Source organism: Rhodococcus sp. NPDC056743, assembly GCF_042790355.1.
Classification (GTDB): Bacteria; Actinomycetota; Actinomycetes; order Mycobacteriales; family Mycobacteriaceae; genus Rhodococcus_F.
Genome location: NZ_JBHTZI010000009.1, coordinates 17332 through 33642, shown reverse-complemented (window position 1 = coordinate 33642; position 16311 = coordinate 17332). Strand labels below are relative to the sequence as shown.

The window sequence follows — 16311 nt, the reverse complement described above, 5'->3', positions numbered from 1 at the left end:
GCCGAGTGTAGGAGACGGAGTGAACCCCCAGTCGCAGCGGCCGAGCCACTTGCGAGGATGCGCTGGTCAGTAACGGCGAGCAGTCGAGAACGGCATACCTGCCATCGACTCCACCTTCACCGGTACGCCGAACGTCGACGCGTGGAGGATGTTGCCGTCGCCGGCGTAGATACCGACATGCGAATTGTCGCTGTAGAAGGTGACGATGTCGCCGGGCTGCAACTGGTCACGCGATATCGGTGTACCCCCGGCTGCCTGCGCTTGGCTGGACCGCGGCAAAGTTTTGCCGATCTGCTTGTACGACCACACGACAAGACCGGAACAATCGAACTCGTTGGGGCCGGTAGCTCCCCAGACGTACGGATCACCGATGCGGGTCAAACCGGCCTGCAATGCCGCGGTGCCAGACCCCGGAGTCAAGTTAGCTAGAATTTTGCCGGCGTCGACGCCGTCCGGAAAGGTCGACCCGCTCAACTGCACACGTTCGGCGTCGGTCAGATCGTCGAACGCCTTGGTCACCTCGGCAACCTGAGCCTGAAGTTCACTCTGTTTGCGCTGCAAATCGTCACTGAGCGCCTTCGCCTGATCGGCCGCAACTCGTGCCGCATCCGCGGACTGCTGCGAAGCATCCGCCGCCTGTCGAGCGTCGAGCGTCGCTTCGTTGAACTGGCGGACCTGCACCGCCGCGTCGTTGGAGATGACATCGAGTGCGGACATCTGATCGAGCAGCTGCTGCGGCGAATCGCTGACCATCAAGGCAAAGAGCCGATTAGTCCGCGCGCCCTGGTAATTTGCCGTCGCAATACGGTTCACAGCGGGCGCGACCTCGGCAACCTTGGCCTTTGCCACGTCGTACCGTCCCTGATCCTCGGCAAGTCGAGCTTCCGCGTCGAGCTGCACGGACGTCTTCGCGTCGAGATCGATCTGGGCGTTGTGCAAAGCCTCGTTGGTCTGCTCGGACACTCGGGCGAGTTCACCGAGCTTCTCGAGCGCCTCGGTGGGATTCGTGATCGCCGGGTCTGCAGTGGCGGGCATCGAGGGCAATGCGACAAGCCCGATGGCCAGCGCACCGACCGTCAGTGCGATGCGAACTCGGCTGTACTTACTCGATGAAACCACGGAACGCGACTCTCCGTCTCATGTCTTGTGATGCCTGCTGGTGATACCTGCGGGAGCGGGTCGGAATCTGTTAGCCAGATGTCAACTACACACACTACCCGTCCGCGGCGCCTAATGTCTCGATCAGGTTACGGAATGGCATACGTTTGTGTCTACTCGCCAGTAGCGATAACGGTGTGAAGAACCCGTCGGCTTCCGACCCCAGAACCGAAAAACAGATGTGGGCCTCGAATCAGCTGATTCGAGGCCCACATCTGCGCAGAGTGGAACTGCCCCTTTTCAAGTGGATCAGGTCGACCTTCACAGGTACCCGATCAGTGACACCGGATCAGAAGCGGCGAGCACCGTCGTACGGCATGGACGACACGGGTGCAAGCTTCACGGGCTGACCCGCGGTCGAAGCGTGGATGACATTACCGTTGCCCGCGTAGATGCCCGAGTGCGATCCGCCGTAGAAGGAGATGACGTCACCGACACGGAGATCGGACTGTGCGACTGCGACACCGGCAGCAGCCTGGTCGTAGCTCGTGCGGGGGATGTTCAGGCCGGCCTGCTTGTAAGCCCACTGGATCAGACCGGAGCAGTCGAACGCGTCCGGGCCTGCCGCGCCGTACACGTACGGGGCGCCCAGCTTGCTCTCTGCGGCGCGAACAGCCTGCTCACCAAGGGTGGAGATGGGAGCGACGGGTGCGGCCTGTGCGATCGGTGCAAACGCGGGGTTGTCCGTGACACCGGGGATCACGGGAAGTTCGGGGATCGAGACGCCCGGGATGTCGAACGTACCGACACCGGGGATGGTGATGGGGTCTGCCGAGGCAGGCGCAGCGGTGGTAGCGAAGGCTCCGGCTGCAAGTGCGCCGGCGACAACCAGTGTTGCCGAACGCTTCAAACTTTGTGACGCCACTTTAAGGGGTGCTCCATTTCTTCCATTCGTCCGCCGACCGAGTTAGCTGACGGGTTCGGGCTGGGAAGATCAGCCCTACCCGCGTGGTCCGTAGCGATAACGCTTGCTACGCCCCAGGCGGGATTCACCCCAGTGAAACTTGGGTTCCCGGTTCGGGTTCCTCGCGGAGATCCCGATTAGGCGGTTCCTGACGATGCCGGTCCTGTGTGGCCCGGCAAGACTTCGTTAGGTCTCAGGAAGATTACGAAATGATCGCGGCGATGTCGACCGCATCGCCGAATTCGCGCGCGATTCATCCGAATTTGCGCGCAGTCGCGCTCGATACGCCAAAACGGTCACAACGGGATAACGATACGTCCGGTTTCCGTGACGCCATCCCTCACTTCTTACGAATCGCACCAATTCGATCAGGGTCGGCAATCCGGGGTTTGTCCCAGATCAGCACTACTTACGTACCGGTAGGCCCCTTTTCGTCCGACGCGGATTACACGTCGGCACACGGCAGGCAACACCGGCAGATCCACCTCACCCGAAGGCGGGACCGAAGGCACTGGCGAACGTCGAAAATCGCCCAACTGTGACGCTCGTCTCTTTTGTGTCACGGGCGACCAAATGCCGGAGTGTGTCCGACGCCCGATAGTCCCGAATTCAACTTTCGGAGGTCCTTCCAGCCACGGTGGCCGATTCGTGTCGGACCATCCCTCTACTGTCCTGCGCTGTGAGTCATGCCGACGCTGTCACCGCCGCCGCCGCTGACGCCGATCCGGCTATCGGCCGTCAACTGTCGTTCGACGAACTGGACACTCCGCTCAGCGAGACGACGTTTGTGGTCGTCGACCTCGAGACCACCGGTGGAAGCGCTGACACCGATTCGATCACCGAAATCGGTGCCGTCAAGATTCGCGGCGGCCAGATACTCGGCGAGATGGCAACCCTGGTCGATCCCGGGCGGTCGATCCCGCCCTACATCGTGGAACTGACCGGCATCACCGACGCAATGCTGATCGATGCTCCGCGCATCGATCGCGTCCTTCCCGCCTTCCTCGAGTTCGCGAAGGGTTCTGTTCTCGTTGCCCACAACGCTCCCTTCGATATCGGGTTCCTCAAGGCGGCTGCCTCCCGCACGGCCCGGCCGTGGCCGCCGTTCCAAGTCCTCTGCACCGTCAAACTCGCCAGACGTGTCCTGACCCGCGACGAAGCCCCCTCCGTGAAGCTCTCGGCGCTCGCGCATCTGTTCCGCGTCTCCACCCAACCGACGCACCGAGCGCTCGACGACGCCAGAGCCACTGTCGACGTGCTCCACGGCTTGATAGATCGGGTCGGCAATCAAGGCGTACACAGTTACAGCGAGCTGATCGACTATCTCCCCAACATCTCGGCTCACCAACGCGCCAAACGTTCCTTCGCCGCAGACCTCCCACGAAGGCCCGGCGTCTACCTCTTTCGTGGCCCGTCCGACGAAGCTCTGTACATCGGGACGGCAGTGGACCTCCGCCGCCGCGTCCGGGGCTATTTCACCGGTTCCGAGACGCGTGGCCGGATGAAGGAGATGGTGGCCTTGGCCACCCGGGTCGACCATGTGGAGTGTGCTCACGCTCTCGAAGCCGGCGTACGGGAACTCCGACTCCTCGTTGCGCACACCCCGCCCTACAACCGACGCTCCAAGTTCCCCAAACGCGGATGGTGGATCGTCCTCACGGACGAGGCCTTTCCCCGCCTGTCCGTGGTGCGTACCCCCGCCCCACACTCGATCGGACCGTTCACCTCGCGCGCGAGCGCACAGGAGATCGCCGAGACAGTGTGCGAGTTCACCGGCCTGCGAACCTGCACCAAGCGGATCCCCCACGGCGCGGTTCACGGGCCTGCCTGCCCCGCACGCGAACTCAGCTCGTGCCCGGCACCTCGAGACGACACCGCGGACCGATACGCAGTCACAGTCGCAGAAGTTCGAGAGTTCTTCGCCGGCGTACACGACACACCTCTTCAGCGAATGAAGGAGCGCATCGAGCAACTCTCGGACACCGCGCTGTTCGAGAACGCGGCAAGACTGCGCGACCGGACGGCCGCAGTTGCCGCAGCAGTGCGACGCACCCAAAAGCTTGCCGCCGTCGCTGCACTGGATCAGTTGGTACTGGCGCGACCCGCGCCGGAAGGCGGCTGGGAATTGGCCGTCATCCGCGCCGGCAGGCTCGCCTCCGCCGGCCTCGCCCGTGCCGGCACCCATCCCATGCCAGTTGTCGACGCTCTCGTCGCGTCGGCCGAGACCGCACTTCCCGACAACTCACCACTTCGCGGAGCGCCACCGGAGGAACTGGCGCTCGTGGTGCGCTGGCTCGGATCGGACGGCGTCAGAATCGTCTCCGCCTCGTCGGGCTACACCGAGCCCGCATTCGGCGCGGGGAGTTGGGAGGACTGGTGCCGACTCGCCAAGGCCGGAACCGAATCCGAGCCGACAGACAACCGTCGTGATGCCTGGCACGGACGCACCGACACGAGGACATAAGCTCGACCGCAGCACTGCCCAGCGCGACTAGAGGAGCGACATGATCAACGCGATCGTCATGATCCACGCCGAATCGGCCCGGATCCCGGAGACGGCTCAGGCCGTCGCCGACATCCCCGGTGTCAGCGAGGTGTACTCCTGCGCAGGCGACGTCGACCTCATCGCAGTGGTCAGGGTCCGCGACCACGCCCAGATCGCAGAGGTCATCACCGGCCGCATCAACAAGGTTCCCGGAGTGACGCGAACCGCCACCCATATTGCGTTCCAGTCCTTCTCCAGCGCCGACGTCGAGGCTGGGTTCTCACTCGGTGAGTGACGGCTCAGGCGCCTTCTGTCAACGCCGTGGTGAGCGATGCCCACCTACGCAACAGTTCCGCGGCCGCGCCGCTGTCGATAGCGAGCGCGGCCGAGGCCATTCCAGCAGCAATCGCCGCTTCCAGGTCGTCACCGACACCGTTGAAGGCCGCAATGGCCGCACCCGCGTTGAGTAGTACCGCATCCCGGACCGGGCCGGGCTGGCCGGACAGGAACGTGCGCGCGATCTGAGCGTTGACGTCAGCGTCGCCGCCTCGCAATTCGTCCAGCGGCACCCGCTCGATGCCGAGGTCTCGCGGATCCAACGTGACGGTACGCACGGCTCCGTCGGCAACGACGTACACCGTCGACGTCGTGGATGTCGTCAGTTCGTCGAGGCCGTCGTCGCCGCGAACCACCAATGCCGAATTACCGCGCTGCGCAAGAACTCCAGCGACAACGGAGATCAGCTTCGGGAAGGCACAACCGATCAATCCGGCACGGGGCCGGGCGGGATTGGTCAGGGGTCCGAGCACGTTGAAGGCCGTCGGGATACCGATTTCCTTACGTGGCACCGCCGCAAAACGAAGTGCCGGGTGGAAAACCGGCGCAAAACAGAAACCGATGCCAACCTCGTCGACACATCGCGCCACGTCTTCCGGACCCAGGTTGATCCGAACACCGAGAGCCTCGAGCACGTCGGCGCCGCCACTCTTCGACGACGCTGCCCGGTTGCCGTGTTTGACCACTCGAATTCCCGAGGCGGCCACCACGATCGAAGCCATAGTCGAGATGTTCACGGTGTTGGAGCGGTCGCCGCCGGTTCCGACGATGTCGACCACATCGGAATCGACCGGCACCGCTTTGGCATGTTCGAGCATCGCGTCGGCGAGGCCCTGCAACTCGGCCGGTGTCTCGCCCTTCATCTTCAACCCGACACCAAATGCGGCTATCTGCGCCGAACTTGCGTTGTCGGACATGATCTCGCCCATCGCCCAACGGGAATCGTCGCTCGACAGATCGCGCCCGTCGGTGAGCTGACCGAGAATCATCGGCCAGGACCGCACTACACCGCTCGAATCGGAGTTCACAGCGTTGGTTGCGTCGGTGCCGGCCATCTACTTCGGTCCCCTAGGTTCAGTCGAATCAAGTCGTGGTGTATCTGACCCATGCAGCCTAGTCAGTCACCGTGCGGCGGTCGCGAATTGGTCCACTCACACTGTGCGTCGGCCCTTCCCGGAACCTGACTGCGCGGCGCCCCTCGGCTGCAGCGCATCCCAACCCGCGACGGACCCACCCAGCCGCTGAGCCAAACCAGCCATCCGCGATCGCTCCTGCGAGCAGTGCAACGCGTCCAGAACCTGTACACGTTCGAAGACCACGCGAACCGTGCCGTCGTCATCGCTTGCCCCGTCGCCTGCAGCTGACGACGCGCGCCGATATCCGTCTTGTGCAACGATCGACTCCGCATCCTCGAGCGCGACCGCCGGAAGATCGAGATGGTGGCGCAGCACCGCTTCCGAATCCGGTTGCCAACGCGGCTCGACGGACGCACCCCGCTCCAACGCCGTCGAGCACGATTCAACGTCGTCGAAACCTTCGGCGACGATCTCGAGATCATGCCTCGACGGATCGAGCGGGGGCGAAACTTTTCTGTTGAAAATTCTCAGGTACCAACGTCTACTCTGGTGTGTAGCTGCCATCGCGTCAGCATATTCACAGTGCCGCCACCTGCGCGTACGCCGACCGAAATCGCGATCTCGAGCCTTACGACGCGCCGATGGCAGACCCGAGTGGCCGTCTCTTACGACGAAGCGTCATACTTCTGTCTGTGACGAGCGCAGTAGGGACTTCAGGATCGGCAATCACCCAACGCGTGCACTCGCTGAACCGGCCGAATATGGTCAGCGTTGGCACCATCGTGTGGTTGTCCAGTGAGCTCATGTTTTTCGCAGGGCTCTTCGCCATGTACTTCGTGGCACGGGCGCAGGCACCGGAGGGCCATTGGCCGCCGGAGCCGACCGAATTGAACCTGTATTTGGCTGTACCGGTGACGTTGGTGCTGATCGCATCGTCGTTCACCTGCCAGATGGGTGTATTCGCGGCCGAGCGCGGCGACGTCTTCGGACTTCGTCGGTGGTACACGATCACCTTGGCAATGGGAACGTTCTTCGTCGCCGGACAGGCGTACGAGTACATCCACCTCGTCGATCACGGCACCACCATCTCCAGCAGTGTGTACGGCTCGGTGTTCTACATGACCACCGGTTTCCACGGCATGCACGTCATCGGCGGTCTTATCGCCTTCGTTTTCTTGATCGCACGCACCCGAGTCAGCAAGTTCACGCCGGCTCAGGCAACCGCAGCGATCGTCGTTTCGTATTACTGGCACTTCGTTGACATCGTGTGGATCGCGCTGTTCGCAACGATTTATTTCATCCGTTAATCAGCTGAACGCCACAGGCAGCCCCTGACGTCCAGTCCGTCCCGACATACCAAAGGGATACAGATGAGTTCATCCCCCCCTCCCACATCCGATACAACAGCGATCGCCGCGAAGACGCGTCGCCAGCGGAAGATCCGCCGGCGTGTCACCGGAGCGCTCGTACTGATGATGGGATTGATCAGCGCAGGTTTCCTCGCCTCGGCACTGACACCCGCTCCGCAGGTCGCTACTGCTAGCGACGATTCAGCCGCGCTTATCCGCGAAGGCAAGCAGTTGTACGACACGTCGTGCATCACGTGCCACGGCGCCAACCTTCAGGGCGTCGCGGACCGCGGTCCCAGCCTTATCGGTGTCGGCGAGGCGGCGGTGTACTTCCAGGTTTCGACCGGTCGTATGCCTGCAGCACGCAACGAGGCACAGGCTCAGCGCAAGGACCCCAAGTTCGACGCTGCACAGACCGATGCCCTGGGTGCATTCATCCAGGCCAACGGCGGTGGCCCGACGCTCATTCGTGACGAGAACGGCGAAATCGCTCAGTCCTCGCTTCGCGGTGGCGACATCGGTCGAGGCAGCGAACTGTTCCGCCTCAACTGCGCGTCCTGCCACAACTTCACCGGTCGCGGTGGCGCACTGTCCTCGGGCAAGTACGCACCAGTCCTGGATCCGGCCAACGAGCAGCAGATCTACGCCGCTATGGTCACCGGCCCCCAGAACATGCCGAAGTTCTCCGATCGTCAGCTGACGCTCGAGGAAAAGAAAGACATCATCGCTTACGTGAAGTCGTCCGGAGAGGCCAAGAACCCCGGTGGTTACGGTCTCGGCGGCATCGGTCCGGCCTCTGAAGGTCTCTTCATGTGGGCCGCCGGAATCGTCGCTGTCGTTGGTGCAGCATTGTGGATCGGAGCAAGGTCATGAGCGACGCTGGCCAGCAGGGCGGCGATACGCCAAAGAAGTACACGGATGAGGAACTCGACGCGATGACTCGCGACGAGTTGGTCACCCTTGGCACCAATCTCGACGGCGTCGACGTTGTCTACCGTCGTGACCGTTGGGCCGTCGAAGGCACCAAGGCCGAGAAGCGCGCCGAGCGGAATGTTGCATTCTGGTTCGGCCTCGCCGGTGTCTCCGCGATCGCATTCATCGCGATCTACCTGTTCTGGCCCTGGCAGTACGCCGGCGCCGGTGACGAGAACTACGGCAAGTACAGCCTGTACACACCGTTGATCGGTCTGACCATGGGTCTTGCGATCCTCGGTGTCGGAATCGGCGCGGTGCAGTTCACCAAGAAGTTCATCCCCGAAGAGGTGTCCATTCAGGACCGCCACGACGGTGGATCGGCTGAGGTGGATCGCCGCACGATCGTCGCCGAACTCGGTGACACGTTGGAGACGTCCACCTTCCCCCGCCGCAAGGCCATCAAGCGCAGCTTGATGTTCGGTGGTGGCGCGCTCGGCGTCATGCTGATCATGCCTCTCGGCGGACTCATCAAGAACCCGTGGGCCAAGGGTGACGATTCTCCGCTCTGGGTGTCCGGCTGGACCCCGAACTACCCGGGCGAGACCATCTACCTTCGTCGTGACACCGGACGCCCCGAGGACATCGTTCTCGTACGCCCGGAGGATCTCGACGCCGGTTCCATGGAAACGGTCTTCCCCTTCCGTGAATCCGATCGTGGCGACGAGCACGCACTGCTCGCAGCTCTGCGCGGTATCCGCAACTCGGTCATGCTCATCCGTCTCCGCACGGAAGACACCCAGCGGGTCACGAAGCGCAAGGGCCAGGAGAGCTTCAACTACGGCGATTACTTCGCGTACTCGAAGATCTGCACGCACCTGGGTTGCCCCACCTCGCTCTACGAACAGCAGAGCAACCGTATTCTGTGCCCCTGCCACCAGTCGCAGTTCGATGCACTGCAGTACGGCAAGCCGATTTTCGGTCCCGCTGCTCGCGCACTTCCGCAGTTGCCTATTACAGTGAACGAAGAGGGCTTCCTGGTCGCCGATGGTGACTTCATCGAAGCACTCGGCCCGGCATTTTGGGAGCGTCGACCGTGACCACAACCACCACAAAACCGACAAAGATCGCCGCTGCTGCAGCAGGTCAAGCGGAGGCAATGGACTCGCGCTACCACCTCGCTGCAGGTATGCGCCGTCAGATCAACAAGGTCTTCCCGACCCACTGGTCCTTCATGCTCGGCGAGATCGCGCTGTACAGCTTCCTGATCCTGCTCATCTCGGGTGTGTTCCTGACGCTGTTCTTCGATCCGTCGATGGCACACGTCACTTACCAGGGCGCATACCAGCCGCTCCGTGGTGTGACCATGTCACGCGCATACGAGACCACCCTGAACATCTCGTTCGAGGTTCGCGGCGGTCTGTTCGTTCGCCAGATTCACCACTGGGCTGCACTGATGTTCGCCGCGTCGATCATCGTGCACCTCGCCCGTATCTTCTTCACCGGCGCGTTCCGACGCCCGCGTGAGGCCAACTGGGTCATCGGCTGCTTGCTGCTGGTCCTGGCGATGTTCGAAGGCTTCTTCGGCTACACCATCCCTGACGACCTGCTTTCCGGCACCGGCCTCCGCGCCGCATTCGGTGGTATCACGATGAGTGTTCCGATCGTGGGCACCTGGCTGCACTGGATGATCTTCGACGGCGACTTCCCCGGCGATCTCATCATCCCGCGTCTCTACGTTGCTCACGTGCTGCTCTTCCCCGGCATCATCCTTGCGCTGATCGCCGGCCACCTCGCACTGGTCTGGTACCAGAAGCACACGCAGTTCCCCGGCCCCGGCCGTACCGAAGAGAACGTCGTCGGCGTTCGTATTCTTCCGGTCTTCGCCATGAAGGGTGGCGCATTCTTCGCCATCACGTTCGGTGTGCTCGCACTGCTCGGTGGTCTGTTCCAGATCAACCCGGTGTGGAATATCGGTCCGTACAACCCATCTCAGGTCTCCGCTGGTTCTCAGCCTGACATTTACATGATGTGGACGGACGGACTTGCACGACTGTGGCCCGCCTGGGAGATCTATCTGTTCGACCGGTACACGATCCCCGCAGTGTTTGCCGTCGCCTTGATCATGGGCCTCGTCTTCGGCCTGCTGTTCGCGTACCCGTGGATCGAGAAGCGTCTCACCGGGGACGACGCTCACCACAACATCCTGCAGCGTCCCCGCGACGTTCCGGTTCGTACCGCAATCGGCGCAATGGCTATCGCGTTCTACGCAGTGCTGACGATCTCCTGCATCAACGACATCATCGCGTACCACCTGCATATCTCGTTGAACGCAATGACGTGGATCGGCCGCATCGGCATGATCGTTCTTCCGCCGCTCGCGTACTTCATCACGTACCGCTTCTGCATCGGTCTGCAGCGCAGTGACCGTGCAGTGCTCGAGCACGGCATCGAAACCGGCATCATCAAGCGGATGCCGAACGGTCAGTACATCGAAATCCATCAGCCGCTCGGACCCGTCGACGATCACGGTCACCCGATCCCCCTCGAGTACCAGGGTGCAGCTGTTCCGAAGAAGATGAACAAGCTCGGCCTCGCCGGCAAGCCCGGCTCAGGCAGCCTCACCAAGGCAGACCCGGTGGAGGAGAGCGCAGCTCTCGAAGCCGCACAGCACGCCGGTGAGCATGAGCAGCTTCAGATTCTGCTCGACTACCAGAACCGTATTCACGGCAACGGCAAGTCGGACGATTCCACTGGAGAACTCCACTAGATCGTCGCAAGAAAACGAATAACGACAAGGTCGCCGCAACACTCTCGTTGAGAGGTTGCGGCGACCTTGTTCTATGCCTAGTGGCGGTCGCGTGCGGCGTTCCAGGCGGCGCCGAGCGAGAATTGGCTGGACACACCGTAGTGGCGCATGGCGTCGGCGACCCGACGCCTCCCTGTCCTCGGAGTTAATCCCAGGGTGATCGACGCGGACTCCATGGTCAAACCGGCATTCATCAGTTTCAATATCGGATCCCACGGGTTTTCCCACGAGTGGCCGTGCCCGAGCACCGGAACTGATTCCTCCCACACTCGGTGGTAGATCCAGGTCATGATGGATGCGAACGTCGGGGACTGAACGGCCATCACGCTACTGGGCCACGCCTCTCCCCAGTTGAAAGGCATTCCCACGGTCTTGTGATCGAGAATCCAGAAGAAGCTCGGTGGATTCGGATGCATCCGAACCTGAGATCCGGCATCGATTTCATCCGCGAGCTGATTGCGACACAGATCGGTGTTCGCGTCGGCAGTGCTGACGATAAGGCGGATGTCGTGGTTGGGTCCGCCGTTCTCCTTCCAGTACGACCCTGGCTTCTTCTCGGCCAGCACCGTATACAGCGGCACCGTGTCAGGCATACACGCGTATGAGGCTATGGGCTTCGCACGTGACGCCTGTATTTTGTACATGTCCGGGGCGGCAAACGGCCCGTGCATCACGTCGACGGGCAAACCGTGGACATCGGCGTCACCGTGCTCCCAGGCCTGTATCAGTTTGGGTAGCAATTCGAGTACCCCTTGGGTCCTCGCAATACCGGACTCGAGATCGTGCGTCACGCCGGCCAGGATGCGCTGCGTGACATCGGCGATGGTGGCGTCAGGGCGTCGGTAGGTGATGACTCCGTCTGCGAGAGAGAGGAATCCGAACTCTTCGAGTCGCGCTACAGTCTTTTCCGTCGTATCCATCGACCCGCCGGTCACTTCGGCAAGGTCGGAGACGCTCTCGATCCGACCGCGTAACGCGATATCGAGGAACTCAGCCAGTTCGGTGGTCCGGTTCATGTCCCGGCCCCTTCCTCGAACACCGTCTCGTAGTGCTCGACAGTCGGAAAGGGGTCGTAGAAGCGATGGAGAAGCTCGCGCCACCGCTGGTAGCCCTCGGACTGCCGGAAGACCACCGTGTGCGCTTCAAGGCTCTCCCACTCCACGAGCAGTAGGTATTGCTGCGGCGATTCCATGCAGTGCGACAGACGCAGACGGATAAAGCCCGGCACTGCAGAGATGATGGCTTTTGCCGTAGCGAACGCATTCTCGAATTCTTCGGAGAGGGCCGGATCAACTTGAAGCAGTGCATGTTCGAGGATCATGTGTCGAGTGTCGCAGAGATCAGCGGCACCTCTCGTACTCCCCCACCGAAACACAAGAGGCGCCGAACCCCGCGAGGGATTCGGCGCCTCTTGTAGAGAGCGTTTGTGTCAGTGCTTCTCAGGTCCGACGTGGTACTCGAACACGAGACCGGCGGCGGTCGCGATGATGAGGACAACTCCAACCACGATCATCCAGGGCTGGAAGTAAGCCAGTGACACCGCGGCGATGGCAGCAGAAGCAGCCAGCAGCATGGGCCAGAAGCTACCGGGGCTGAAGAAGCCCAACTCGCCTGAACCATCCGAGATTTCAGCGTCGTCGTAATCTTCGGGACGAGTGTCCAGACGACGGGCGACGAAGCGGAAGTAGGTTCCGACGATGAGGGTCAGGCCCGCGGACAGAACGATGGCCGTGAGTCCGGCCCACTCGATTCCCGTGCGGGACAGAGCAGTGAACACACCGTAGATGATCGCGACGAGGATGAAAAACAGCGTCAGGATCTCGAAGAGCTTGGCTTCGATCTTCATATCAGCACTTGTCCTTGTTCAGTGAGGAGGCTGGCCGGCTCAGTTGCCTGCGGTGGCGACTGTTGCCTGACGGTACTCGCGGTCGGTGTTGAACGGCGTGGTCGACGTAGCCACCGGCGACTGACCGATTGCCGACAATGCCTCAGCGGTGCTCAGACCGCCGTTGCCCTGATCGTCACCCTTGCGCAGTTCGATGTACTTGGCAAAGTCCTCGGGAGAAACCGCACGAACCTCGAAGTTCATCATCGCGTGGAACGTGCCACACATTTCTGCACAACGCCCGACAAATGCGCCTTCCTTCTCGATCTCACTGATCTGGAAGATGTTGTCGGAGTGGTTTTCCTTGGGGTTCGGCATGACGTCGCGCTTGAACAGGAACTCGGGAACCCAGAATGCGTGAATCACGTCGGAGGAAGCCAGTTCGAACTGGATGCGCTTGCCCGTCGGGAGAACGAGAATCGGGATTTCGGAGCTGGTTCCGACCGTCTCGATCTTGTCGTAGTGCAGGTAGCTCAGGTCCTGGACGCTGTTGCCGTGAATCGGTCCGGGGACCTCCTCGCCGTGGGCGTCGACCGTGGTGCTCTCGGCCTTTGCTGCCTCTTCGGCTTCGAGATCGATGCCGTTGTACTTGGCTGTTCCGTCACCGAACTCGATGGAGCGGTAACCGAACTTCCAGTTCCACTGGAATGCGGTGACGTCGACAACGACGTCGGGGTTCTCCGTGCGCTCGAGAACATGGTTCTGGACCACAACGGTGAAGTAGAACAGAACCGCGATGATGACGAACGGAACTGCCGTGTAACCGAGTTCGAGAGGCACGTTGTATGCCGTCTGACGCGGGAACTCCGGCGAGTCCTTCTTCTTACGGTGGAAGATTACGGCCCAGAAGACCAGTCCCCACACCAGCACACCCATGAAGAGGGCGGCGACAACCGACCACGTCCACAGTTCTCGCATGCGCGTCGCTTCAGGAGTGATGCCCGAGGGCCACCCGAAACGAAGCACTTCATTGTCGATGGAGCAACCCGACAGCAGCAAGGCAGCAATGCCCAAAGATACTGCCAGCCCAGCTCGCCGAAGGATCCGACCTTGCGCCACGTTCACGCCTTCCTGATCGCCGCAAAATTCAACTAGGGCACCTCGAATGGAAGGCCCAATTACTACGCAGCGTAGACCAAAGGTGGCCGGTATCCATCCCCGGGTCCTACACCGTGTCGCGTCGGACGTCACACAAATCTCTCAGGCGCAGCTCAGGAACAGGTCAGGCATCGTCAGCGACCTACATCACTGCAATTCGCTCGCCGCTGATCGGCGCACGGACGGATCTGCGGCATACTTTCCAGGAAGAGTTCGTTGACCTCTCCCCGATGCATACGTCCGGGAGCCTTCTGCAATAAAAAATTCTGAATCGAGGAACCGGACGCTGTGTGTGGACTGCTCGGGCTACTGACATCTGGCGGAACCAGCGACGACGCCGTCGCGCAGGTCGACCAGGCACTGCACTGCCTGCGTCACCGCGGACCCGACGAACAGGGGACGTGGCATGACGACCACCTTGTGTTCGGTTTCAATCGACTGTCGATCATCGACATCGCGCACTCGCATCAGCCGCTGCGCTGGGGGCCGCCGGAGAATCCGGAGCGTTATGCACTGACGTTCAACGGTGAGATCTACAACTACCTCGAGATCCGCGCGGAACTCGCGAAGGATCACGACGCCAAGTTCTTCACCGAGGGCGACTCCGAAGCCATCGTCGCCGCGTTTCACTACTGGGGCGAGGACGCGGTACGACGCCTCCGCGGAATGTTTGCGTTCGCGATCTGGGACACCGATACGCGCGAGCTGTTCATCGCTCGCGACCCCTTCGGCATCAAGCCACTGTTCATCGCGACGGGCACCGGCGGCACCGCATTCGGCAGTGAGAAGAAGAGCCTGCTCGAGCTGACCGATCTGATCGGAATCGGCACCGAGCTGGATCCGCGGGCGATCGAGCACTACACGGTTCTGCAGTACGTTCCGGAGCCGGAAACTCTGCACAAGGAGATTCGCCGGCTCGAATCGGGCAGTTTCGCGCGGGTGCGTCCGGGTGAGCAGCCACAGATCACGCGATACTTCACGCCCAAGTTCCCAGCCAAGCCGTTTGCGCCTGGCACAGAGAAGGCGCGGTACCAGGAGATCGCAGAAGCGCTCGAGGATTCCGTCGCAAAGCACATGCGTGCCGATGTGACGGTCGGTTCGTTCCTGTCCGGCGGTATCGACTCGACCGCGATCGCCGCACTGGCCATGCGCCACAACCCGAACCTCATCACCTTCACGACCGGTTTCGAGCGCGAGGGTTACTCCGAGGTCGACGTGGCAGCCGAGTCGGCCGCCGCAATCGGCGCGAAGCACATCGTCAAGGTGGTCTCCCCTGCCGAGTTCGCTGCGGCGATCCCCGAGATCGTGTGGTATCTCGACGATCCCGTCGCAGACCCCGCGCTGATCCCCCTGTGGTTCATCGCGAAGGAAGCACGCAAGCACGTCAAGGTCGTCCTGTCCGGCGAAGGTGCGGACGAGCTGTTCGGCGGCTACACGATCTACCGTGAACCGTTGTCCCTGAAGCCGTTCGAGTATCTCCCCAAGGGACTGCGCCGAGCGGCCGGCAAGTTGTCGGAGCGAATCCCGGACGGTACACGCGGCAAGAGCCTGCTCAACCGCGGTTCACTGACACTCGAAGAGCGGTACTACGGCAACGCGCGCAGCTTCAACGACGCCCAGTTGCGGGCCGTTCTGCGCGACTTCCGTCCGGAGTGGACGCATCAGGACGTCACGGCGCCGATCTACGCGCAGTCTCGCGATTGGGATCCGGTTGCGCGCATGCAGCACCTGGACCTGTTCACCTGGCTGCGCGGCGATATCCTCGTCAAGGCCGACAAGGTCACGATGGCGAACTCACTCGAACTACGAGTGCCTTTCCTCGACAACGAGGTATTCGACGTCGCCTCTCGGGTGCCGCTGGATCAGAAGATCACCAAGGACACTACGAAGTACGCGTTGCGCCAGGCCCTCGAAGGCATTGTGCCGCACCATGTTCTGCATCGCGCGAAGCTCGGATTCCCCGTGCCGCTACGCCACTGGCTGCGCGGAACCGAACTCTTCGATTGGGCGCATCTGCAGATTGCCGAGTCCGGCACCGATCACATCTTCGACAAGGCAGCGGTCGTGAAGATGCTCAACGACCACCGTGACGGCGTCTCCGATCACAGTCGTCGCCTGTGGACCGTGCTGACCTTCATGGTGTGGCACGGAATATTCGTGGAGAAGCGGATCGTTCCGCAGATCCAGGAACCGATGTACCCGGTCAACCTCTAGGTCGTTCGGCATCAGGGGTGGCGTTTACGGGATTTGTCACAAACAGGAAAATGCCCCCAAATGGGATACCCCAACGCCCGGGAGA

15 protein-coding genes and 1 riboswitch are annotated in these 16311 nt (G+C 61.8%); of the genes, 7 read left to right on the top strand and 8 right to left on the bottom strand.

The annotated features are described in order from the left end of the window. Positions 1 to 66: 66 nt before the first annotated feature. Entirely contained in the window at positions 67 to 1119 is a 1053-nt protein-coding gene (locus ACFRFQ_RS20930) for an NlpC/P60 family protein (RefSeq protein WP_378661712.1), read from the bottom strand. A gap of 328 nt (positions 1120 to 1447) precedes the next feature. After that, positions 1448 to 2023 carry a C40 family peptidase gene (locus tag ACFRFQ_RS20925; protein WP_138869124.1) on the bottom strand — a complete coding sequence of 192 codons (576 nt, stop codon included), beginning with the start codon at positions 2021 to 2023 and terminating at the stop codon, positions 1448 to 1450. A 15-nt stretch (positions 2024 to 2038) separates the two neighbouring features. Next, a riboswitch (cyclic di-AMP (ydaO/yuaA leader) is annotated at positions 2039 to 2216 on the bottom strand. A gap of 525 nt (positions 2217 to 2741) precedes the next feature. Here ACFRFQ_RS20925 and ACFRFQ_RS20920 point away from each other — a divergent pair. Together ACFRFQ_RS20920 and ACFRFQ_RS20915 are read left to right on the top strand one after the other, a co-directional pair. After that, positions 2742 to 4526 carry a DEDD exonuclease domain-containing protein gene (locus ACFRFQ_RS20920; RefSeq protein ID WP_378661708.1) on the top strand — a complete coding sequence of 595 codons (1785 nt, stop codon included), beginning with the start codon at positions 2742 to 2744 and terminating at the stop codon, positions 4524 to 4526. A 40-nt stretch (positions 4527 to 4566) separates the two neighbouring features. Next, positions 4567 to 4842: an Lrp/AsnC family transcriptional regulator gene (locus ACFRFQ_RS20915; RefSeq protein WP_033231456.1), complete on the top strand. Its 276-nt coding sequence runs from the start codon at positions 4567 to 4569 to the stop codon at positions 4840 to 4842. Positions 4843 to 4846: 4 nt separating this feature from the next. Here ACFRFQ_RS20915 and trpD read toward each other — a convergent pair whose 3' ends face one another. Next, complete coding sequence (trpD, locus tag ACFRFQ_RS20910; protein WP_378661705.1) at positions 4847 to 5938, bottom strand: anthranilate phosphoribosyltransferase; 1092 nt, start codon at positions 5936 to 5938, stop codon at positions 4847 to 4849. Positions 5939 to 6034: 96 nt separating this feature from the next. Further along, on the bottom strand, positions 6035 to 6523 hold the full coding sequence (locus ACFRFQ_RS20905; RefSeq protein WP_378661702.1) for a hypothetical protein: 489 nt from the start codon (positions 6521 to 6523) through the stop codon (positions 6035 to 6037). Between the two features lie 128 nt (positions 6524 to 6651). Between ACFRFQ_RS20905 and ACFRFQ_RS20900 the strand changes: the two genes are divergently transcribed. From ACFRFQ_RS20900 to ACFRFQ_RS20885, 4 genes are all read left to right on the top strand, one after another. After that, entirely contained in the window at positions 6652 to 7266 is a 615-nt protein-coding gene (locus ACFRFQ_RS20900) for a heme-copper oxidase subunit III (RefSeq protein ID WP_378661699.1), read from the top strand. A gap of 63 nt (positions 7267 to 7329) precedes the next feature. Next, positions 7330 to 8181 carry a c-type cytochrome gene (locus ACFRFQ_RS20895; RefSeq protein WP_378661696.1) on the top strand — a complete coding sequence of 284 codons (852 nt, stop codon included), beginning with the start codon at positions 7330 to 7332 and terminating at the stop codon, positions 8179 to 8181. Then, positions 8178 to 9320, top strand: coding sequence for a ubiquinol-cytochrome c reductase iron-sulfur subunit (locus ACFRFQ_RS20890; RefSeq protein WP_378661694.1), 1143 nt, complete (start codon positions 8178 to 8180; stop codon positions 9318 to 9320). The genes ACFRFQ_RS20895 and ACFRFQ_RS20890 overlap by 4 nt, the downstream gene beginning before the upstream one ends. Positions 9321 to 9379: 59 nt before the next feature. Beyond that, positions 9380 to 10990: a cytochrome bc complex cytochrome b subunit gene (locus tag ACFRFQ_RS20885; protein WP_378662460.1), complete on the top strand. Its 1611-nt coding sequence runs from the start codon at positions 9380 to 9382 to the stop codon at positions 10988 to 10990. A gap of 77 nt (positions 10991 to 11067) precedes the next feature. Here the strand turns inward: ACFRFQ_RS20885 and ACFRFQ_RS20880 are convergent, their stop codons facing one another. The 4 genes from ACFRFQ_RS20880 to ACFRFQ_RS20865 all read right to left on the bottom strand — a co-directional run bounded on the left by ACFRFQ_RS20880 (position 11068) and on the right by ACFRFQ_RS20865 (position 13979). Next, on the bottom strand, positions 11068 to 12045 hold the full coding sequence (locus ACFRFQ_RS20880) for a helix-turn-helix transcriptional regulator (protein WP_378661691.1): 978 nt from the start codon (positions 12043 to 12045) through the stop codon (positions 11068 to 11070). Next, positions 12042 to 12350 carry an antibiotic biosynthesis monooxygenase family protein gene (locus ACFRFQ_RS20875; protein ID WP_378661688.1) on the bottom strand — a complete coding sequence of 103 codons (309 nt, stop codon included), beginning with the start codon at positions 12348 to 12350 and terminating at the stop codon, positions 12042 to 12044. Before ACFRFQ_RS20875 ends, ACFRFQ_RS20880 begins: the two co-directional genes overlap by 4 nt. Positions 12351 to 12458: 108 nt before the next feature. After that, positions 12459 to 12875, bottom strand: coding sequence for a cytochrome c oxidase subunit 4 (locus ACFRFQ_RS20870; RefSeq protein WP_033231032.1), 417 nt, complete (start codon positions 12873 to 12875; stop codon positions 12459 to 12461). A gap of 39 nt (positions 12876 to 12914) precedes the next feature. Further along, positions 12915 to 13979, bottom strand: coding sequence for a cytochrome c oxidase subunit II (locus ACFRFQ_RS20865; RefSeq protein ID WP_378661684.1), 1065 nt, complete (start codon positions 13977 to 13979; stop codon positions 12915 to 12917). Positions 13980 to 14300: 321 nt separating this feature from the next. Between ACFRFQ_RS20865 and asnB the strand changes: the two genes are divergently transcribed. Next, positions 14301 to 16226: an asparagine synthase (glutamine-hydrolyzing) gene (gene asnB / locus ACFRFQ_RS20860; protein WP_378661681.1), complete on the top strand. Its 1926-nt coding sequence runs from the start codon at positions 14301 to 14303 to the stop codon at positions 16224 to 16226. Positions 16227 to 16311 lie beyond the last annotated feature (85 nt).